The organism is Amycolatopsis sp. NPDC004079 (genome assembly GCF_040610415.1).
GTDB classification, from domain to species: Bacteria; Actinomycetota; Actinomycetes; order Mycobacteriales; family Pseudonocardiaceae; genus Amycolatopsis; species Amycolatopsis halotolerans.
The window spans coordinates 101,912-120,336 of sequence record NZ_JBEXMH010000001.1; the positions used below are offsets into that span (position 1 = coordinate 101,912).

General features: G+C 70.4%; 18 protein-coding genes. 12 read left to right on the plus strand and 6 right to left on the minus strand.

Annotated elements, in window-relative coordinates:
* Positions 1-21 precede the first annotated feature (21 nt).
* On the minus strand, positions 22-387 hold the full coding sequence (locus ABZX37_RS00440) for a YrdB family protein (protein ID WP_354734820.1): 366 nt from the start codon (positions 385-387) through the stop codon (positions 22-24).
* Positions 388-446: 59 nt separating this feature from the next.
* Entirely contained in the window at positions 447-1,754 is a 1,308-nt protein-coding gene (locus ABZX37_RS00445; RefSeq protein WP_354734821.1) for a lysozyme, read from the minus strand.
* 662 nt (positions 1,755-2,416) lie between these two features.
* On the opposite strand from ABZX37_RS00445, the gene ABZX37_RS00450 reads away from it, so the two are divergent.
* The 5 genes from ABZX37_RS00450 to ABZX37_RS00470 all read left to right on the plus strand — a co-directional run bounded on the left by ABZX37_RS00450 (position 2,417) and on the right by ABZX37_RS00470 (position 7,678).
* Positions 2,417-3,709: a sugar ABC transporter substrate-binding protein gene (locus ABZX37_RS00450; protein WP_354734822.1), complete on the plus strand. Its 1,293-nt coding sequence runs from the start codon at positions 2,417-2,419 to the stop codon at positions 3,707-3,709.
* Positions 3,706-4,692 (plus strand): sugar ABC transporter permease, encoded by a 987-nt coding sequence (locus tag ABZX37_RS00455; protein WP_354734823.1) that lies wholly within the window; start codon positions 3,706-3,708, stop codon positions 4,690-4,692. The genes ABZX37_RS00450 and ABZX37_RS00455 overlap by 4 nt, the downstream gene beginning before the upstream one ends.
* Positions 4,689-5,519 (plus strand): carbohydrate ABC transporter permease, encoded by an 831-nt coding sequence (locus tag ABZX37_RS00460; protein ID WP_344275772.1) that lies wholly within the window; start codon positions 4,689-4,691, stop codon positions 5,517-5,519. Before ABZX37_RS00455 ends, ABZX37_RS00460 begins: the two co-directional genes overlap by 4 nt.
* The gene (locus tag ABZX37_RS00465; RefSeq protein ID WP_354734824.1) at positions 5,516-6,994 is read left to right on the plus strand and encodes a glycoside hydrolase family 3 protein; all 1,479 of its coding nucleotides are present in this window, start codon (positions 5,516-5,518) and stop codon (positions 6,992-6,994) included. The genes ABZX37_RS00460 and ABZX37_RS00465 overlap by 4 nt, the downstream gene beginning before the upstream one ends.
* A 189-nt stretch (positions 6,995-7,183) precedes the next feature.
* Positions 7,184-7,678 (plus strand): Gmad2 immunoglobulin-like domain-containing protein, encoded by a 495-nt coding sequence (locus ABZX37_RS00470; protein WP_354734825.1) that lies wholly within the window; start codon positions 7,184-7,186, stop codon positions 7,676-7,678.
* 14 nt (positions 7,679-7,692) lie between these two features.
* Here ABZX37_RS00470 and ABZX37_RS00475 read toward each other — a convergent pair whose 3' ends face one another.
* The 3 genes from ABZX37_RS00475 to ABZX37_RS00485 all read right to left on the minus strand — a co-directional run bounded on the left by ABZX37_RS00475 (position 7,693) and on the right by ABZX37_RS00485 (position 10,070).
* Complete coding sequence (locus tag ABZX37_RS00475) at positions 7,693-8,031, minus strand: P-II family nitrogen regulator (protein ID WP_344275778.1); 339 nt, start codon at positions 8,029-8,031, stop codon at positions 7,693-7,695.
* Positions 8,028-9,338, minus strand: coding sequence for an ammonium transporter (locus ABZX37_RS00480; protein ID WP_354734826.1), 1,311 nt, complete (start codon positions 9,336-9,338; stop codon positions 8,028-8,030). The genes ABZX37_RS00475 and ABZX37_RS00480 overlap by 4 nt, the downstream gene beginning before the upstream one ends.
* A 279-nt stretch (positions 9,339-9,617) precedes the next feature.
* On the minus strand, positions 9,618-10,070 hold the full coding sequence (locus ABZX37_RS00485; protein WP_354734827.1) for an ATP-binding protein: 453 nt from the start codon (positions 10,068-10,070) through the stop codon (positions 9,618-9,620).
* A 230-nt stretch (positions 10,071-10,300) separates the two neighbouring features.
* Between ABZX37_RS00485 and ABZX37_RS00490 the strand changes: the two genes are divergently transcribed.
* The 6 genes from ABZX37_RS00490 to ABZX37_RS00515 all read left to right on the plus strand — a co-directional run bounded on the left by ABZX37_RS00490 (position 10,301) and on the right by ABZX37_RS00515 (position 15,357).
* Complete coding sequence (locus ABZX37_RS00490) at positions 10,301-10,807, plus strand: hypothetical protein (protein WP_354734828.1); 507 nt, start codon at positions 10,301-10,303, stop codon at positions 10,805-10,807.
* 85 nt (positions 10,808-10,892) lie between these two features.
* Positions 10,893-11,069: a CsbD family protein gene (locus ABZX37_RS00495; RefSeq protein ID WP_354734829.1), complete on the plus strand. Its 177-nt coding sequence runs from the start codon at positions 10,893-10,895 to the stop codon at positions 11,067-11,069.
* A gap of 162 nt (positions 11,070-11,231) precedes the next feature.
* Entirely contained in the window at positions 11,232-12,053 is an 822-nt protein-coding gene (locus ABZX37_RS00500) for a GAF and ANTAR domain-containing protein (protein WP_354734830.1), read from the plus strand.
* Between the two features lie 312 nt (positions 12,054-12,365).
* On the plus strand, positions 12,366-13,925 hold the full coding sequence (locus tag ABZX37_RS00505) for a GAF domain-containing SpoIIE family protein phosphatase (protein WP_354734831.1): 1,560 nt from the start codon (positions 12,366-12,368) through the stop codon (positions 13,923-13,925).
* Positions 13,922-14,998 carry a cobalamin-dependent protein gene (locus ABZX37_RS00510; RefSeq protein ID WP_354734832.1) on the plus strand — a complete coding sequence of 359 codons (1,077 nt, stop codon included), beginning with the start codon at positions 13,922-13,924 and terminating at the stop codon, positions 14,996-14,998. Before ABZX37_RS00505 ends, ABZX37_RS00510 begins: the two co-directional genes overlap by 4 nt.
* Positions 14,995-15,357 carry an STAS domain-containing protein gene (locus ABZX37_RS00515; protein ID WP_354734833.1) on the plus strand — a complete coding sequence of 121 codons (363 nt, stop codon included), beginning with the start codon at positions 14,995-14,997 and terminating at the stop codon, positions 15,355-15,357. The genes ABZX37_RS00510 and ABZX37_RS00515 overlap by 4 nt, the downstream gene beginning before the upstream one ends.
* A 30-nt stretch (positions 15,358-15,387) precedes the next feature.
* On the opposite strand, the gene ABZX37_RS00520 is transcribed toward ABZX37_RS00515, so the two are convergent.
* Positions 15,388-17,553: an ANTAR domain-containing protein gene (locus tag ABZX37_RS00520; protein WP_354734834.1), complete on the minus strand. Its 2,166-nt coding sequence runs from the start codon at positions 17,551-17,553 to the stop codon at positions 15,388-15,390.
* Between the two features lie 312 nt (positions 17,554-17,865).
* Between ABZX37_RS00520 and ABZX37_RS00525 the strand changes: the two genes are divergently transcribed.
* Positions 17,866-18,306: an SRPBCC family protein gene (locus tag ABZX37_RS00525; RefSeq protein ID WP_354734835.1), complete on the plus strand. Its 441-nt coding sequence runs from the start codon at positions 17,866-17,868 to the stop codon at positions 18,304-18,306.
* Positions 18,307-18,425: the final 119 nt, after the last annotated feature.

Sequence of the window (18,425 nt, forward strand, 5' to 3'; positions counted from 1 at the left end):
CGATCCCCGCCGGAAATCCGCTCAGCCGTCCTTCGCCCACACCCGCACGGCCACCGCGACCGCGATCCCGACGACGCCGAGCACGATCCCCGCGACCAGCAACCCGGACGCGATCAGCCCGAGCGCGGCCACCGCGAACAGCCCGAACTCCAGGAAAAACCGCGTCGGCTCCGGACTGCGCCGCTTCGCCCGGGGCGCGATCACGAGCCCCCAGATGACCGCCGCCAGCGCCGGCCACAGCACCGCCGCCAGGATGTCGAGGAACACATTCCCGCCGAGCCGCGCACCGGCGACCGCGAGACCGGCGAGCAGCGCCAGTTCGGTCAGGAAGCGGATGACGAGCACCGCGCCGGGGAAACCGCGCAATTCGGGTCGAGTGGTGGTCACGCTGGGAGCCTAACGGCCGGGCCCGCGCTCCGTGCGCGGAGTCGCGGACCCGGCCGTAATCAGCGTCGAGCCACCATTCGGGACAGCGTCATCAGGATCGCTCCGAACACCAGCAGCGCCGCACCGAACACAGCGAGCCGCGGGGTGCTCACGCCCGTCTTCGCCAACGCCTGCTGCTTCGGCTGCGAAGCTTCCGGCGCGGAGGTCTGCGTCGGCTGGCTGGTCGTGACCTTCTCCGGAGCCGAGGCCTTCGGCGTCACCTTCGCGACTTCGTGGACGCGGGCGGTGAGCGAGTCGGCGTGTTTGGCGTCCGACAGCGACCCCGGCGGGTTCGCCTGCTTGCCGCCTGCCCAGACGAGACCGCTGATGTCCTTCTTCGGCGTGGCCGAAGAAGTCGACGTCGGCGGCTTGCTCGCCGAGGAGCTCGAGGACGCCGGGCTGCTGGACGTCGTCGGGCTCGTCTTCGTGGTCGTCGACGGCGACGTGGTGGCCGAACTCGTCGGCGTCTTGGTCGGAGTCTTGGTCGCCGAGGAGTTCGGCGGCGCGCTCGTGGTCGGCGTGGTCGAAGCCGGCGGCTTCGTCGACGTCGTCGGCTTCGGCGGGGCCGGGGCCTCGCTCTTCGGAGCCTCGCCGCCGGCGAACTTGATCAACTGCTCCATCGAACCGTTGAACGAGTCCTGGTCGCCGGGCTTGGTGCCGGAGTCCGAGTACTGCCACACCGTGTAGTACCGCCAGCCCGAGGGCAGCGGGCCCGCGCTTTGCGCGTACCGGGCGATGAACAGCGGATGCGTGTCGCCGAACGCGTTCGAGTTGCCGGTGCAGGTCTTCCACCAGTCGGTCGTGGTGTAGAGCATCGGCCAGCGCGACGTTTTCGCGTGCAGCCGCTCGGAGAACGACCGCACCCACGACACCATCGCCGACTGCGACAGCCCGAAGCAGGTCGAGCCGTAGGGGTTGTATTCGATGTCCAGCATCGGCGGCATGGTGCGGCCGTCCGCGGACCAGCCGCCGCCGTGCGCGACGAAGTAGTCGGCCTGCGTCGCGCCGTCGGACACGTCCGGACGCGCGAAGTGGTACGCGCCGCGGATCATCCCGACGTTGTAAGAACCGTTGTACTGCTGCGCGAAGTACGGGTTCAGGTACCCGGTGCCTTCGGTCGCCTTGACGTAGGCGAAGCGCGCGCCCGCGTTCCAGGCGCCCTTCCAGTCCACATTGCCCTGGTGCCCGGACACGTCCATGCCCGGCACCTCGGCAGACGCTGCCGCCGCCTGGGGCGCGTGCAGCAGCCCCAACGCTCCGACCGCAGCTACCGCTGCCGCCGCGACGATCGCACCCGCCCGAGCCGCTATCCGCCCGGAGCCCGTCATCCTCTACTCCCTCTTCTTTTCCTGCCCTGGGAGCGCTCCGGCCGTCCGCGTCTCTTCCCCAAGAGCGGAACCGGATCACCTGGGCGAGCCCCAGTGTGTGTGACACGCGGGACGGCTGTAAACCACTGGGAGTGATGTGACGCGTGGTACACACGAGGTTTTCCGAGGTCACCGGGGGTACGGACGCTGCGGGGCGGGACGAAACTCACCCACCCCGGGTCACTGTCGGCAGCGAGCCCCGCACTCGTCGCACTGGGTAATCACGGGGCCGCGGCCGGAACGGAGCAACGCCGGGGAGCCGAACGGCGGACAGCGCGTGCGCGCGGTTTTGTCATCGCGCAAGGGCCGAAGGTCGGTCGTCCGGCGCCGCCGGGGACTCGCCCGGGCCGTGCGACACGCCCGGCCCGGCGAGCCGTTCACGAACAACTCCCCCGCGCCGGAAACCCTTGCCCGCACTGCGGAAACCGGCCGCTACCAGCACTTTCCGCCCGGACGCCGGTAATCGCCCGGCCACACAGCGTCAACCAGGCAGACGTCTTCGCAACATCTTGGCAACCGGCTTGACACCGGCTGTGGTCCGGACCACCCTGCAGGACATTGGTCTACACCATTTGTCATTCAGCCCCGGTCGCCGACGACCGGGCACCGAAAGGACGAGACACGTGAAGCGCTGGCTCAAGCTGGCGGCGGGAGCCGCCGCCATCACGCTCGCCACGGCCGGGTGTGCCGGCTCCGGCGGGAGTGAGAACGCCTCGAGCGCTGGGGGCGCGCAGGACGGCAAGCTGACGGTCTGGCTGATGACCGGCTCCGCGCCGGACAGCCTGACCGCCGCCCTGAACAAGGAATTCGAGGCCGCCCACCCCGGCGTCAAGGTCGACTACCAGATCCAGCAGTGGAACGGCATCCAGCAGAAGCTGACCACCGCGCTGGCGAGCGACACGCCGCCGGACGTCATCGAGGTCGGCAACACCCAGACCCCCGCGTTCGCCGCGCAGGGCGTGCTGGCCGACCTCTCCGGCGACGTCAACAACCTCAACGGCGGGCAGTGGCTCGCCGGGCTCAAGGCATCCGGCCAGTACGACGGCAAAACCGTCGGCGTGCCGTTCTACGCCGCGAACCGCGTCGTGATGTACCGCAAGGACATGTTCGAGCAGGCCGGCATCACCCAGCCGCCCGCGTCGAACGACGAATGGCTCGCCGACATCGCGAAGCTGAAGACCAAGTTCGGCAGCGACCCGCAGTTCCAGCCGCTCTACATGCCGGGCCAGAACTGGTACGCGCTGTCGTCGTTCATCTGGGACAACGGCGGCGACATCGCCAAGGGCGAGGGCAAGTCCTTCAAGTCCTCGCTCAACACCCCGGAAGCCAAGGCGGGCCTCGAGTTCTACAAGAAGCTCGTGGACAGCTCGGGCACCACCGCGCCGAAGGACAACGACGAGGCAACCCCGCAGCAGGCCGGCATCTACGCCGCGGGCAAGGTCGCCATGTTCATCGGCACCCCGAACGAGGTCGCCACCGCGGCCAAGACGGACCCGGGCATCACCGCCAAGACCGGTGCGTTCCCGATCCCGTCGAAGACCGCGGGCCAGGGCGCGCCGGTGTTCCTCGGCGGCTCGAACCTGGTCGTTCCGCTGAACAGCAAGCACCAGGACCTCGCGAAGGACTACCTGAAGCTGCTGACCAGCACCAAGTACATGACGCAGCTGGCCGCGGGCGGCTACGTGCCGGGCACCTCCACCGACCTCAGCGCGCTCGACAAGGACCCGCTGGGCTCGGTGATGGCGAAGGCCTCGAAGACTGGCCACGCGATGCCGGCCAGCCCCAAGTGGGGCGAGGTCGAATCCGGCCAGAACCCGCTGAAGGACATGCTGACCGCTTACCTGACCGGGAAGAAGACCCTCGACCAGGCCGCGGCTGACGCGAACACTGCCCTCGACAAGATCATCGGCGGATGACCGCGACGAAGGACAAGCCGATGCCGGCGGGGGCCACCCCGCCGGCATCGGCGCACGTCGGGGCAGCACGACGGCGGGGCAACGGCTGGTTCAGCGAGCGGCTCATGCCGTACCTGCTGATCCTTCCCGCGCTCGCCGCCGTGCTGGTGCTGCTCGGCTGGCCCACCGTCCAGATGCTCGGCATCAGCCTGCGCCAGCTCGACCTGCGCGAGCTGGTGACCGGCAAGATGGTGTGGATCGGCTTCAAGAACTACACCGACGTGCTGTCCGACCCCGAGTTCTGGGCAGTCGCGCTCCGCACGGTCCTCTTCACCGGCGCGCTCGTCGCCGGAACCCTGCTCGTGGCACTGCTGATCGCGGTGCTGATGCGCCACCTCAACCCGGTGCTGCGGATCTTCGTGCAGGTCTCGCTGGTGCTCGCGTGGGCGGTGCCGGTCATCGCCACCACCACGGTGTTCCAGTGGATCTTCGACCAGCAGTACGGCATCCTCAACAAGACGCTGGACCGGCTGGGCTTCCACTCGTTCATCGGCTACTCGTGGTTCTCCACCGGCACGAGCACGCTCGTGGTGATCGGGCTGCTGGTGCTGTGGCAGGCCGTGCCGTTCGTCGCGTTCACGCTCTACGCGGGCCTCATCGGCGTGCCGCGCGAGCAGTACGAGGCGGCGGGCATCGACGGCGCCGGGCCGTGGCAGACCTTCCGCGCGGTCAGCTGGCCCGCGATCCGGCCGATCCTGACGATGGTGACGTTCCTGTCGATGCTGTGGGACTTCAACATGTTCGCCCAGGTGTGGGCCATCCGCCAGGGCGGCCCGGACGGCGCGAGCACGACGCTGGCGATCATGCAGTACCTCAAGGGCATCGCGGGCAGCCACTTCGGCTCCGCTGCGGCCATCGCCACCATCATGCTGGTGCTGCTCCTGCTGGTCACCGGCCGGTACGTGCAGCTGCTGGTCCGGACGAAGGACGGGGAGATCGCATGAGGAAGTCCCTGCCCGCCCGGGTGCTGGTGTCGATCGCCGGCGTGCTCGTGGCGCTGCTGTTCCTCTTCCCGACGTACTGGATGTTCACGACGTCGCTGAAGACGCCGGGCGACGTGCTGTCGCCGAAGTACGACCTGATCCCGACGTCGGCGACGCTGTCGAACTTCGCGTCGGCGCTGACCAAGCCCGGGTTCGTCACGTACCTGACCAACAGCCTGATCGTGACGCTCGGCGCGGTGCTGGCCGCGCTGGTGGTGGGCGTGCTCGCGGCGATCCCGCTCGCGCGCTTCCGCTTCCGCGGCCGCAAGGGGTTCCTGCTGCTGATCCTGGTGGCGCAGCTGGCCCCGCTCTCGGCGCTGTTCATCCCGATGTACCTGCTGATGCGCGACATCGGGCTGCTGAACACGCTGCCGTCGCTGCTGCTGGTGTACTTCGCGACGTCGCTGCCGTTCACCGTGTGGATGCTCTACGGGTTCGTCAACGGCATCCCGTACGACCTCGAAGAGGCCGCGATGATCGACGGCTGCAGCCGGGTCGGCGCGTTCCGCCGGGTCACGCTGCCGCTGCTCGGGCCGGGTCTCGTGACCACGTCGGTGTTCAGCTTCATCACGGCGTGGAACGAATTCCTGTTCGCCCTGGTGTTCATGCGGGACCAGTCGAAGCAGACGCTGCCGGTGTGGCTGTCGTCGTTCAAGACGGCGTTCTCGATCGACTGGGGCGGGGTTATGGCCGCGTCGGTGATCTACGCGATCCCCGCGGTGATCTTCTTCCTGATCGTGCAACGGAAACTCGTGTCCGGCATGACCGCCGGCGCGGTGAAGGGATGACGGTGGCTGACCTGTCCGAGGTGTCCGGGGTGTCCGACCCCCGCAGGCTCGCCGAAGCCGTGCTGCTGCCCGGATTCGACGGCACCACGGCGCCGGACTGGGTGCGCCGCCGGCTCGCCGAGGGCCTCGGCGGCGTGATCCTGTTCGGCCGCAACGTGGTCGACGACGAGCAGGTCGCCGCGCTCACGTCCGCGCTGCGGTCGGAGCGGGACGACGTGGTCGTCGGGATCGACGAGGAAGGCGGCGACGTCACCCGCCTCGACGTCGGCAAGGGTTCGTTCGTGCCCGGCCCGCTCGCGCTGGGCGCGGCCGGGGATCCGGAGCTGACCGCGTCCGTCGCGGCCGCTCTCGGCGAGCGGCTGGCGGCGTGCGGCGTGACGGTCAACCTCGCGCCGTGCGCGGACCTCACGCTCGCCGCGGAGGACCCGGGCATCGGCGTGCGGGCGTTCGGCTCGGATCCGGCGGCGGCTTCGCCGCACGTCGCGGCGTTCGTGACCGGTATGCAGAAGTACGGCGTCGCCGCTTGCGCCAAGCACTTCCCCGGCCACGGCGCGGCGACCGAGGATTCGCACCTCTCGCTGCCGGTGCTGCCGCGGACCGCGGCCGAGCTCCGGGAGGTCGAACTGGTCCCGTTCGCCGCGGCGATCGAGGCGGGCGTCCGGACGGTCATGTCCGGGCACCTCGTGGTCCGGGAATGGGGCGACGAGCCGGCGACGTTCAACCGGACCGCGCTCGTCGACGTGCTGCGCGGCGAACTGGGGTTCACCGGGACGGTCATCACGGACGCGTTGGAGATGGGGGCCATCTCCGGGGCGTACGGGCGGCACGACGGGATCGGCGAGGCTTCGGTCCGGGCTCTCCTGGGCGGCGCTGACGCGCTTTGCCTCGGCGGGGCCCCGTTCGACGCCGAGACGCTGGACCGGACCGCGGAGGCGATCGTCGCCGCGGTGGCCAGCGGGCGGCTTTCCCTGGAGCGGTTGGCCGACGCCGCTGTCCGGACGGCTTCGCTGGGCACCGCCCCGGCTCCGGCTACGGTGCAGCCGGTGGACTACTCGCTCGGTCTGTCCGCTGCGCGGGCCGCCTTGCGGGTCACCGGCAAGCCGCGGCTCAAGGGCCGCACGCTCGTGGTGGATGTGCAGACCGAACCGGGTATCGCTGCCGGGCCGATGCCGTGGGGGCTGGGGGCTCACCTGGCGGAGCTGGTTCCGGGCACTCGGACGCTGTCGGTTTCGCCGGACGACGTCTCGACGGTCGTGGCGGAGGCTTCGTCGGTCGAGAGCGTCGTGGTGGTGACCCGGGAGGCGCACCGGCATCCGGCGGTGCGGGAGTTCCTGGCTGGTCTGTCCACTGTGGACTACATCCGGGTCGAAACCGGGGTTCCCGGGCCGGAAACCGGTGCCGGGCCGCGGATCGACACCTTCAGCGGCTCGTACGTGAGCCTGCGCGCCGCGGCGGAGTACCTGGCACGCTCCTGACGCCGTCCGTGAGGGGAACCCTGAGGGACTCTGATTCCCTCAGGGTTCCCCTCACGGACCGGAAAGCTCGTGAGCGGTGCCAGGCCCGACGCGGGGTCTTTGGCCTCTTCCCGGCCGTCGCGCTCCGGAGGAAGGTCGGAATCTCTTCGTCCGGCACTTCCCCGACGCGCGACGACGAAAGGGCCGACAGTGACCGTCCATCTGGAGCAACCGGCGATATACGACTTGGTGGGCAACAACATTCAGCTGGCGGGCGTGGCCGGCGGCGCGTTCGAGGCCGGTTTCGCCTACCGCGTCCACGAAGGCCACGACGAGGTGACCGGCAGCTTCCTGGCCGGCGACGGTTCGGGCGGGCACAACCAGTTCCAGCTCGTCGTCGACGTCAGCCGCGCGGCTTTCCAGCTCAACCGACTCTTCGTCGAGGTCTTCCACGTTTCCCCGAAGGACGGCGCCGAGCTGGACAAGGCCGTCACGCCCGTCGTCCTCGGCCCGAAAATCGTTCCTGGCTACCGCAACTACCTGGAACACACCGTGGCGCAAGGCGAAACGCTCTGGAGCATCGCCAAGAAGTACTACGGCTCCGGCAACCTCTACTACCGGCTCGTCGCGGCGAACCCCGGCACGATCACCAATCCGAACCTCATCCGCCCTGGCGAGGTCGTGCGCGTGCCCCAAGGCGACTGACCGTCCGGCGCGAGCTACAGCGCGTCGCGGCCGCGCTCTCCGGTGCGGACGCGGACGACGGTCTCCACCGGCGTGACCCAGATCTTGCCGTCGCCGATCTTGCCGGTGTGCGCGGTGTCCTGCACCGTCCGCAGCGCGGCGTCGACCTGGTCGTCGTCGAGGAGGATCTCCAGGCGGTACTTGGTGATGAAGTCGACCGCGTACTCCGCGCCCCGGTAGATCTCGGTGTGGCCCTTCTGCCTGCCGTACCCGCGGACCTCGCTGACGGTCATCCCCGCGACGCCGAGTTCCTGCAGCGCGATCCGGACGTCGTCCAGCACGAACGGTTTGACGACGGCGGTCAGCAGCTTCATCGGTTCTCCTCGCGCGCTGGCCGGTGCGATCCGAGCACACCGGCGGGCGCGCTCCCCCGGCGTCCGGACTGGACTGCCAGCTCGTACGCGCCTTCGGCGTGCTCGGCCTCGTCGACGCCGTCGATCTCGGCTTCGCGGTCGATCCGGAATCCCATGAACTTGTGCATGACCCAGCCGATCAGGAAGGTCATCGCCAGCGAATACCCTAGTACCGCCAGCGTTCCGACCGCCTGGCGCCACAGCTGGTCGAACCCGCCGCCGTAGAACAGGCCGTTCGCGCCCTGGGGAGCCACGCCCACGGTAGCGAACAGGCCGATCAGCAGCGTCCCCACGAACCCGCCGAGACCGTGCACCGCGACCACGTCGAGCGAGTCGTCGAAGCCGAACCGGTACTTCAGGCCCACCGCGAACGAGCACACGACGCCCGCCGCGACGCCGATCGCGATCGCGCCGATCGGTTCGACGTAAGCGCATCCGGGCGTGATCCCCACCAGCCCGGCCACCGCGCCGGACGCGGCGCCGAGCGTGGTCGGCTTCCCGTCGCGGAACTGCTCGACGACCAGCCAGCCCAGCACCGCGGCCGCTCCCGCGACAGTGGTGTTCAGGAACGAGGTGGCCGCGAGGTTCTTCGCGGCCAGCGCGGAACCGGCGTTGAACCCGAACCAGCCGAACCACAGCAGCCCGGCGCCGAACATCACGAACGGCAGGTTGTGCGGCCGGACGGCCTGCTTCGGCCAGCCGTGCCTGCGGCCGAGCACGATCGCGAGCGCCAGCGCGGCCGCCCCGGAGTTCACCTCGACGACGGTGCCGCCCGCGAAGTCCAGCACGTGCAGTTTGGCGGCGATCCACCCGTCGGGCGCGAAGACCCAGTGCGCCACCGGCAGGTACACCACGGTGACCCACACGACGGAAAACACCGTCCAGGTCCAGAACCGGGCGCGCTCGGCGATCGCGCCGGCCAGCAGCGCCACCGTGATGACCGCGAACATCATCTGGAAGGCGACGAACGCGAACAACGGCACCTGGTTTCCCGCGGGCCCGGTCGTCTGGTCGGCCAGCCCGTGCAGCCCGGCCAGCCCCAAGGTGCCGAGCAGGCCGCCGAACCAGTCGGGGCCGAACGCGAGCGAGTACCCGTAAGCCACCCAGACCAGGCCGACGGTCGCGAGGCAGACGAACGTCATCGCCATCACGTTCAGCACGCTCCGCGCGCGCACCATCCCGCCGTAGAACAGCGCGAGACCCGGTGTCATCAGCATGACCAGTGCGGCACTGACCAGCAACCACGCCGTGCTTCCGGTATCGACCACGGTCGGACTCTCCTCGTCGTCTCGTCCGGCCGATCAAGCTAACCGCGCGGTGTTACCGGAATGTTTCCGTCGTGCTTCCGCTACCCGCCCCTGAACCGGCGTAACGGGCCAACCGGCCGAACCGGGCGGACGACGGCCGATGACAAGGTCCGCCGCCCGAGGGCTCCGCCCCGCTCGGCTGCGTCCGGGCGAATCGAGGACTCCACAGTGGACAGTCAGGGCAAGCGGAACTCATGACCGAGCTGGAAATCCGCCGTCCCGTCCGGCGCGCGCTGAGCTTCACCGCGGCTCCGGCGACTCCGTCCGGCGGGAATCGGAGCAGAGAGCGAGCTCGGCCCAGACGGTCTTGCCCCGGGGCAGCGGCGTCTGGCCCCAGCGGTCGGCGATAGCGTCGATCAAGGCCAAACCGCGTCCCCCGCCCTCGTAGCCTTCCCGGTACCTGGCGATGTCCGTGAGAGAGTCGGAAACCTCGATCAGGATCCGGTCTCCCCGCAACGACAGGGTCAGCTCGCACGGCGGGCGGGCGTGCCGCAGCGCGTTGCAGGCCATCTCGTCGAGCACCAGGCGCACGTCGGCCACCGCGTCCGCGCCGGCGTGCGGGAGATGACGCCGCACGAACGCCGCCGCCCGGTCCCGGATCCTTCGCAGCATCGCGAAATCCTGGTCCAACGCCAAGCGCAGCGGCGCCGCTCCCGCGGGCAACCGGCTGTGCTGAGCCTCGTCGACACTCACGCTTGACCTCCTCCTGGGCCCGCTCCACCCCAGTCGCTCCCCCGGCGAGCCCCCTGCTCGAATGCACGTCGTCCGTTCTCCTTGCCTGAGAATATCGAATACCCACCGGCCGGAGGCGCCAAACCAGAACTGCGGGAAATGAGATCCAACGGACCCTCAGCGAGGTTTTCCGGTCCACTTTTCCGTTCTATGCCGTGCGAGATTCCGCGAGCTGTGCCACCTTTTTTCTCATGACTGATCTCCTCGCTTATCCGCCCCCTTCCGCCGATCCGGCCGGAGCGCGGCCACGTCCGGCGGCGATCGTCGGCGCCTTCTGGGCGTATGTGGCCGCGACCCTCGTCGGCGTCGCCGGAGCCGTGTTCCTGTTCTTCTCGCGAGACGCGCTGGCGGACGCGATGCGAAGAGCGAACAGCCAGAACGCGGCGCGCCTCACCGACGCCCAGATCGACCAGGCGGTGACGATCGGCATCGTCGTCGGAGCGGTGCTCGCGATCGCGTTCGCCTTGCTGCACTTGCTGTTCGCGTTCAAACTCCGCGCGGGCCGCAACTGGGCGAGGATCGTGCTCACGGTGCTCACCGCACTCCAGGTCGTCTCCCTGCTGGCGGGCCAGGCCACGGTGGTCGGCTCCGTCAGCGCCGTCTTCGCGCTGGTCGGCGTCGTCCTGTCCTTTCTCCCCCAGGCCAGTCAGTACATCGCCGCGGCGAAGGCCGGGCACCGGCCGGGACAGCCGGTTTGACCGGCACTCGACGCGGGTACCCCCCGTTTATCGCATCCCCGGGAACGCTTTTTCCCGAACCCTTGAAAAGAAAGAGGAAATCGAGATGAGCGACACCGCCGGAAACAAGGCCGAGGAGATCAAGGGAAAGGCCAAGGAAGCACTCGGCAACGCCACCGGGAACGAGCAGTGGCAGGCCGAGGGGAAAGCGGAACAGGCCAAGGGCGCCCTCAAGCAGGCGGGAGAAAAAGTCAAGGACGCCGTCAAGGGCGTGAAAGACTGACGCCTGCGGACCGAGCGGCGGCCGGGACTTCGGTTCCGGCCGCCGCTCTGTCGCGGCCTCCCCGCCTCGCCGCGAGGAAGCACTGGTCGTCGGTCCGCCGGTCCGTTCCCGCGGGCCGGTAAAGTACGACGGTGCTGCTGGGCAGGGAAAGAGGAGGCCGCAGTGACTGACGTCGGCATAAGGGACGCCGAAGACTGGGAGGCGGACCGGATCGCGTTCTGCGCGGAACCGGCCGTCGCGGGCTGGGCCCGGTCCGGGGTCGCCGCCGAAGGGCCGCTGGCGCAGCGGTTCGGCGCGCTCGCGGTGCACCTGCTCGGCGCGGGCTCCCTGCACGAAGCGATGGAGCGCGTGGTGTCCGCCGCGCTGCGGATCGTCCCGGAGGCCGACCTGGCCAGCATCACCCTGCGCTCGGCCGACGGCGGGTTCCACACCCCGGTCTGCACGGACGCGACCGCCGAGGAACTGGACCGCGTCCAGTACCAGACCGGGGAAGGACCGTGCCTGGAGGCCGCGCTGCAGGGCCGGCCCGGGTACGCGCTGGCCAACAACCTCCCGGACTCGGAGGCGTTCCCCGAATTCGGGAGGCGCGCCGGGGTGTTCGGGTTCGGCTCCCTGCTGGCCTCGACCCTGCTGCCGGATCTCGCGTCCGACCTGCCGCCCGGCGCGATCAACCTCTACAGCCGCCGGGCCGGGGCTTTCGACGAGGACGCCGTCGACAACGCGCTCGTGCTGGCGTCCCACGCGTCGCTCGCCCTCGCCGGATCGGCCGCGCACACCGCCGCCGCGCTCAAGGAAATCCACCTCAAGCGCGCCGTCGACAGCCGGGACCTGATCGGCCAGGCCAAGGGCATCCTGATGAACCGCCGCGGGATCTCGGCCGACGCGGCGTTCGACATCCTGCGCCGCACGTCCCAGGACCTCAACGTCAAACTGGTCGACCTCGCCCACACCGTGGCCGAGCGGCACCGGGAGCTCGACGTCTGAACCCGGACGGGTCGCGTGAATTCCCGACGAACGGGTAGCCCGTGAGCAGAGTGGGTCTTCGGCGCGCAGGAGACCCGGCTCCAGGCTCCGCCGGTCAAGACCCGAAGCCGGCGGAGCCGCCTGGGCCGCTGCCCGGAAAACGAGGTTTGAGACCGCCGCGGGCGGGTATCCGGGGCCTTGGCTCTCAGGACGGCCGGCGACGCTGACCGCCCTCTTGGACGAAAACGGGGTGAATGACCGCTCGTGGCGGATCTGAAACGGGCGGACCTTTCCGCGGACGTCGTATCGCGGTGGAGTTCAGCGCCCTGCCCCGTGCTGGTCACTGACGCCGGCGGCAGGGTCGTCGCGCGCAATGCCGTGGCCGAGCAACTGCTTCCGGAAGCTGCGCCGGGCGTAGTGCTCGCTGGGGCGATAACCGGCTGGCCGGTCGGCCTCCACGACGGCGTCATCGAAGGCGTACGCGGTGCCGACGACAGCTGGGAGCGCAGCTATGCGGTGCACCCGGTAACGCACGATGACGGAACGGTCACTTGGTGGCTGACGGAAAACACCGAAGCGCGCCTCGCCGAGACTGCTTTGCGCACCGAGCGGCGGCGGGCGCAGTTCCTGGCCGAGGCGTCGACCGCGTTGCTGGGGTCGCTGAACCTGCAGCGGTGCATGCAGGTCGCCGGAAAGCTGGCCGTGCAGCACCTCGCCGACGCCGCGCTCCTGATCACTCCGGCCGCAGAGCGCCGCGTTCCGGCGGTGCTCTGCGTGCGCGGCCGCGAACCCGAGCAGATCGAACTGGCCGCCGACCTGGCCGAGGTTCCCGGGCTCGCCGAGGCGCTGCAAGGGTTTCCGCCAGTCCCGTCGCGCTGGATCGACCCGGCGTCCGCGCCGGCGTGGCTGATCCCCCCGGGATTCGGCGACGTGGGCTCGATCGTGGTGACGCCCTTGCCCGGCCACGGCGTCCCGGCCGGGGCGCTCGTTCTCCTGCGGAAGGCCGAGCGCGCGGCGTTCAGCGAGGACGAGGAGATCTTCGCCCGGTTGTTCGCGGCCCGGTCCGGGGTGGCGATGTCCGCCGCGCGGATGTTCGCCCAGCAGTCGTCGATCACCGAAACGCTGATGCGCGAACTGCTTCCGCCCGTGCTGCACGAGGTCGCGGGCGCGGAGCTCGCGGGACGGTATCGCGCCGCGCTCGATTCGGAACGGGTCGGCGGCGACTTCTACGACGTCTACCCGGCGGCGGGCGACAGCCCGGAATCGCTCGTGGTGCTGGGCGATGTGTGCGGCAAAGGCGTCGAGGCCGCGGTGCTCACCGGGAAGGTCCGCAACACGCTGCACGCCCTGCTGCCGCTGGCCTCGGACCACCATCGCGTGCTCAGCATGCTCAACGACGCACTGCTCAGTTCCCACCACACCCGTTTCGTCACCCTCGCGCTCGCGTCGGTGTCGCAGCTGGCCGCTGGCCTGCGGTTGCGGCTGACCTGCGCGGGTCACCTGCCGCCGCTGATCGTCCGCGCGAGCGGGGCGGTCGAGGTCGTGGAGACGGTCGGCACCGTGGTCGGCGTGCTGCCCGAGATCGACACGACAACGGTCGAAGTCACGCTGGAGCCCGGCGAGGCGTGCCTGCTCTACACCGACGGCATCACCGAGGCGCGCGGAGGTCCGCTGGGCGATCAGATGTTCGGCGAGGAGCGCCTGCACGAGGCACTGACCCGGTGCGCCGGCATGCCCGCGGAGGCGATCGCCGAGCACGTCCACATGCTCGCGGCCGAATGGGCTCGCGAACGCGAGCACGACGACATGGCTGTCGTCGTGATCGCCGCGCCTCGCGGTCAGCACCTGTCGGCGGTCGGCGGCTCGGGCCGAGGCAGGTACACCGCCGCATGACCGCCTCGAGCAAGCCTCGCACCGACCCGTCGCTGTCCGTCGCGGACGTCGCCGACCAGCTCTGGACCGCGGCCGCCGACGGCGACGAGCACGCGGCGGGCGGCATCGCGCTCCGGGCTCTCGAGTCCGGGATGGACACCGAAACCGTCCTGCTCGACGTGATCGGCGCGGTACAGCGGAGAGTCGGCGAGGAGTGGGCGGCCAACCGGCTGACCGTGACCAGGGAACATGCCGTCACCGCGATCAACGACCGGGTGGTCGCTGCCGTGAGCCTCGCCTCCGGCCCGGCGTCCCGTCCCCCGCTCGCCCGGGTGACCGTCGCCTGCGTGGACGGGGAATGGCACGCGCTGCCCGCACGGCTGCTGGCCGAGGTGCTGCGGTCGCGCGGGTTCCGGGTCGACTACCTCGGGGCGCAAGTCCCGGCGTCGCACCTCATCGCCGACGTGCACCGCACCGGCCCGGACGCCGTCGCGCTGTCCGGCTCGATCCCGACGCGGCTGCCCGCGGCGCACGCGACGATCACCGCGTGCCAAGCCGCCGGCGTCCCGGTCATCGCGGGCGGTGCCGCGTTCGGAACGGACGGCCGCTACGCCCGACTGTTCGGCGCCGACGCCTGGGCGCCCGACGCTCGCGCCGCCGCGGACCTGCTGGCCGGGAATCCGCTAGGCGCACCTCGCGGCGCACACCAGGCCGTGGACGATCTGCCGCACCTGCTCGACCAGGAATACACCATGATCTCGCGGACCTCGCCCCAGCTCGTGAAGGCCGCGCTCGCCGGGCTGCGCGAACGGGTCCCCGCGGTGGCCCGCTACGACGAACTCCAGCTGCAGCACACCGTCGAGGACCTGGCGAGCATCGTCGACTACCTCAAGACGTCGGTCTACGTCGACGATCCCGGGCTGTTCACGGGTTTCCTGCGCTGGACCGCCGACATCCTCGCCGCCCGCGGCGTCCCGGCCGGATACCTGACGCCCGCGCTGGACGTCCTCGGCGAGGAGCTGCGGGACTTCCCCCGGGCCCGCGCCACCCTCGTCCGCGCGGCCGGCGACCTCGATCCCGAAAGCCGGGCATGATGCCGCCGCACCCGCTCGCCTGCACGTGGAGCATGCCGTACCCGGGGGTCGCGCGCTTGACCGTGACCGGCGAACTCGACTACGACAGCCAGCCCGCACTCGTCCGCGCCGCCCGGGAAATGCTGGCCGCGCAACCGGATTGCCGCTCCGTCCGCCTCGACTGCGGCGGACTGTCCTTTTGCGACTCGTCGGGTCTGGCCGCCCTGCTGATGGTCGACCGGCTGGTCCGCTCAGCCGGTGCCGCGCTGCAGCTGGACAACCGGTCGCCGGAACTCGACCGGCTGCTCAGGCGCACGAACCTCCTGGCCCATTTCACCGGGTCGGCGGCCGAGAACGCACAGCAGAACCGAGATTCCTGACCACGTTCGCCTTGCCGCAGCGGGCGCCGGTCACCTCTCGTCGAGTTCCCCGTGCCGCCCGGTGAGAGTGCGCGCCAAATCGACCAGCTTCACGTTCAGCTCCTGGGACATCCGGCGCAACAGGTCGAACGCTTCGTCGGCGGTGAGGCCCTCCCGGTTCATCAGGATGCCCTTGGCCTGTCCGATGACGTCCCGAGTGTCGACGGCACGCGCGAACTGGGCGCGGCGCACCTCGGCCGTCCTCCTCAGCTGCGTGTTCGCCAGTGCCAGCGACGCGTGCGTCGCCAGCAGCAGCACGGCGCGGCGATCGGACTCGGTCAGGCTGTCCGGGCTGCGGGAGTAAACGGTCAGCGCTCCCGCCAGCCGGTCTGGGCCGGCTCCAGGCGGGAGCGGCGCGGAAAACACGGAGCGGCAGCCGAGTGCGGTCGCGGCGGCGGTGAACCGGGGCCACCGGGTCTCAGCGGTCAAGTCCGAGCTGACGACCCAGCCCGGACCGTCCGCGCGGGCCGCTTCCACGCAGGGGCCTTCTCCGCGGCGATGTTGAATCCGGTCGAGTTCGGCGGCGGCCTTGCCGGTCCGCGCCGCGGTGCTGAACCGGCCGTCGGGCGCGAGCACCGTGACGCTGACCAGGTCCGCGTCCTCGACCACCGCCGCGGCCACGTCGACGACCTTTTGCACCGCGTCGGTCACGGACCTCACGGACATCCTCGTCAGCGATGCCAACTCGCCCAGGGCAGCCAGGTCCGGCTCGCTCGACGGCGGGGCAGACCCGGCGTCCGGCGCGGCGCTCTCCCGGCCGGGAGCTGGCGTGTTCGTTTTCGCCGCACCGTTTTCGCTTCTCTGCTCGCTCCCCGTCCGGACGAAACTCCGGCTGCCGGAAGAACGAAGTCGCGGGCCTGCTTCCCGGTGCAGCGTCGCTGACGGCGGCTCGCCGTAGGCAGCCCGGTAGTGCGCGGCGAACACGCTGGAGGTGTAGCCCCATCGGGCGGCGATCCTGGCGACGGTGTCCTGCTCTGGCATCGCGGTGCGCAGTTCTGCCCGGGCGCGGTCGAGACGGGCTCGGCGCAGGTAGGCCATCGGAGTGGTGCCGAGGTGTCTTCGGAAGGCCAGCTGCACCGCCCGGGCTGAGACCCGCGCCGCTGCGGCGATCTCCGCGATGTCGACGGGCCGGTCGAGGTTGGCTTCGATGAACGCGATCGCGCGGCGGAGCGTCCGCGAATGGGCGTCGAGCCCGTCTCCGGCCCGCTCGCCGGACGCCGTGTGCGGGAACGCGTTCAGCACGGCCACGGCGAGGTAGCGCGACACCGCCGCCACGACAAGCGGATTCTCCCCGACACCGGGCACTCCGAGGACGTCGTCGCGCAGGTGCGCGATGGCAGACCGCAGATGCTGGGCGGCGCCGGCCTCGACCGGCCGGTGGCCGAGCAACCGCACCGGCCCGTCGACACCCGCCGCCTGGCTCAGCAGAGCCGGATCGAACATCGTGATGCTGTACTTGGCGCGCGCGACCCGTCCGGTGTACGGCCGATCCGGCGGCGAAAAGGACACCAGATCCCCCGGGCCGAACGCTTCCGTTTCCGCCCAGCCGTCCACCCGATGGTCCTCGATCGTGCCCGATTCGACGTCGCACAGGCAGATGGTTCCCAGCGGCTCGACGTCGTAGCTCATCTCGAACGACAGATCGAGCCGGTCGGCACTCAGCCCGTCCACTGAGTGCCTGCTGATGCGCGTGCCCGCGTGCCCGGTGTCGCTGCCGATCCGCATCGGCGCGTACGCGCTGCTCAGGAACGCCTCGGTGCGGCCGAGATCGTCGCTGTCGAACGCCAGCGAACTCACCGCGCCGCTCGCCGGGAACGGCTGCCGCACGCCGCCGGGCTCGGCGAGCGCCTCCCCCAGCGAGGCTGCCTGCCGGACGGCGGGACCAGGACCGTCTACAACGGACTCGGCCTGCTCCGGGTCCGCCACCAGCACGCAATCGCGAGCGCGAGCGAACGAGACCAGCGTCCGCGCCAGCCAGCCGGGCAACGAGCCGACGCTCCGCAGATCGATCACGAGGCGCGTTCCGGGCGCGACGCCGCCGCCCGCGCTGTGCAGTGCCTCGGCGATCTGGGCGGGACTGGTCGCCGCCAGCCGGCCCGGCAAGGTCAGCACCACTGCGTCCCCGACCTGCCGAGGGATGATCTTCAGGTCGGTCACGGCTGCCGCACGCCCGCGTTTCCCGCGGAGCCGGAGCCCGCGATGCCCGGGTCGGACTGGTCTGTACAACGTGTTCGGCACTCGGCGGCAGCCACACGCACTCCTCGGAGCGGGCTGGACCGGGCGCAGGGCACGCCGCGACCAGCGGGTGGTGGACGCTGCCTGTTTAACGACCGAAGAAAAAGCCTACCCGGCACGGCGTTCCGCGGAAGCGCGGCACGCTGGGCACTCGCCCGGCGCGTTTGCTCCCCCGCCCGGCCGGGTAGCCGGAGAGCTCGGCAAGACTCCGCGAAATCTCCAAGGAAAGGCCCCATGGCTGCCGCAGCGCATTACCTCGAAGTCAACGCCCCCGCCCAGTCCTGCTACGACTGGTGGCGGCCCCTGACGCGGCTGCCGGAACTGTTCTCCGACGTCCGGTCAGTCGAGCCGGTGGACGGCGACGAGACGCGCACCCGCTGGAAGGTCGACGGCCCGGCGTCGTCCACAGTGGAATGGGAGGCCCGGATCGCCGAGGACTCGCCGCCGCGCAAAATCGCGTGGACCACTGTGGACGACGCGGACCCGGACGTGCGCAACTCCGGCGTCGTCCGGTTCGACGACAAGGGCGACGGCCGCACCGGCGTCGAGATCTCCCTCGAGTACGAACCCCCGGCGGGCAAACTGGGCGAAGCGGTCGCGTCGCTGCTGGCCGACCCGCAGAAGAAGGTCGAGCGGGCCGCCGAGCAGTTCCGGACCGTCATCGAAGCCCGCTGACCACGGCGCGATTGCCCCTGCGGGGCACGACATCCTCATCCGGCGGCCGAGAACACGGGCTGCCCCGGGCTCTTGAGCACCGCCGGAACCGTTTGCCGCACAGCGGAACAAGACCGGTC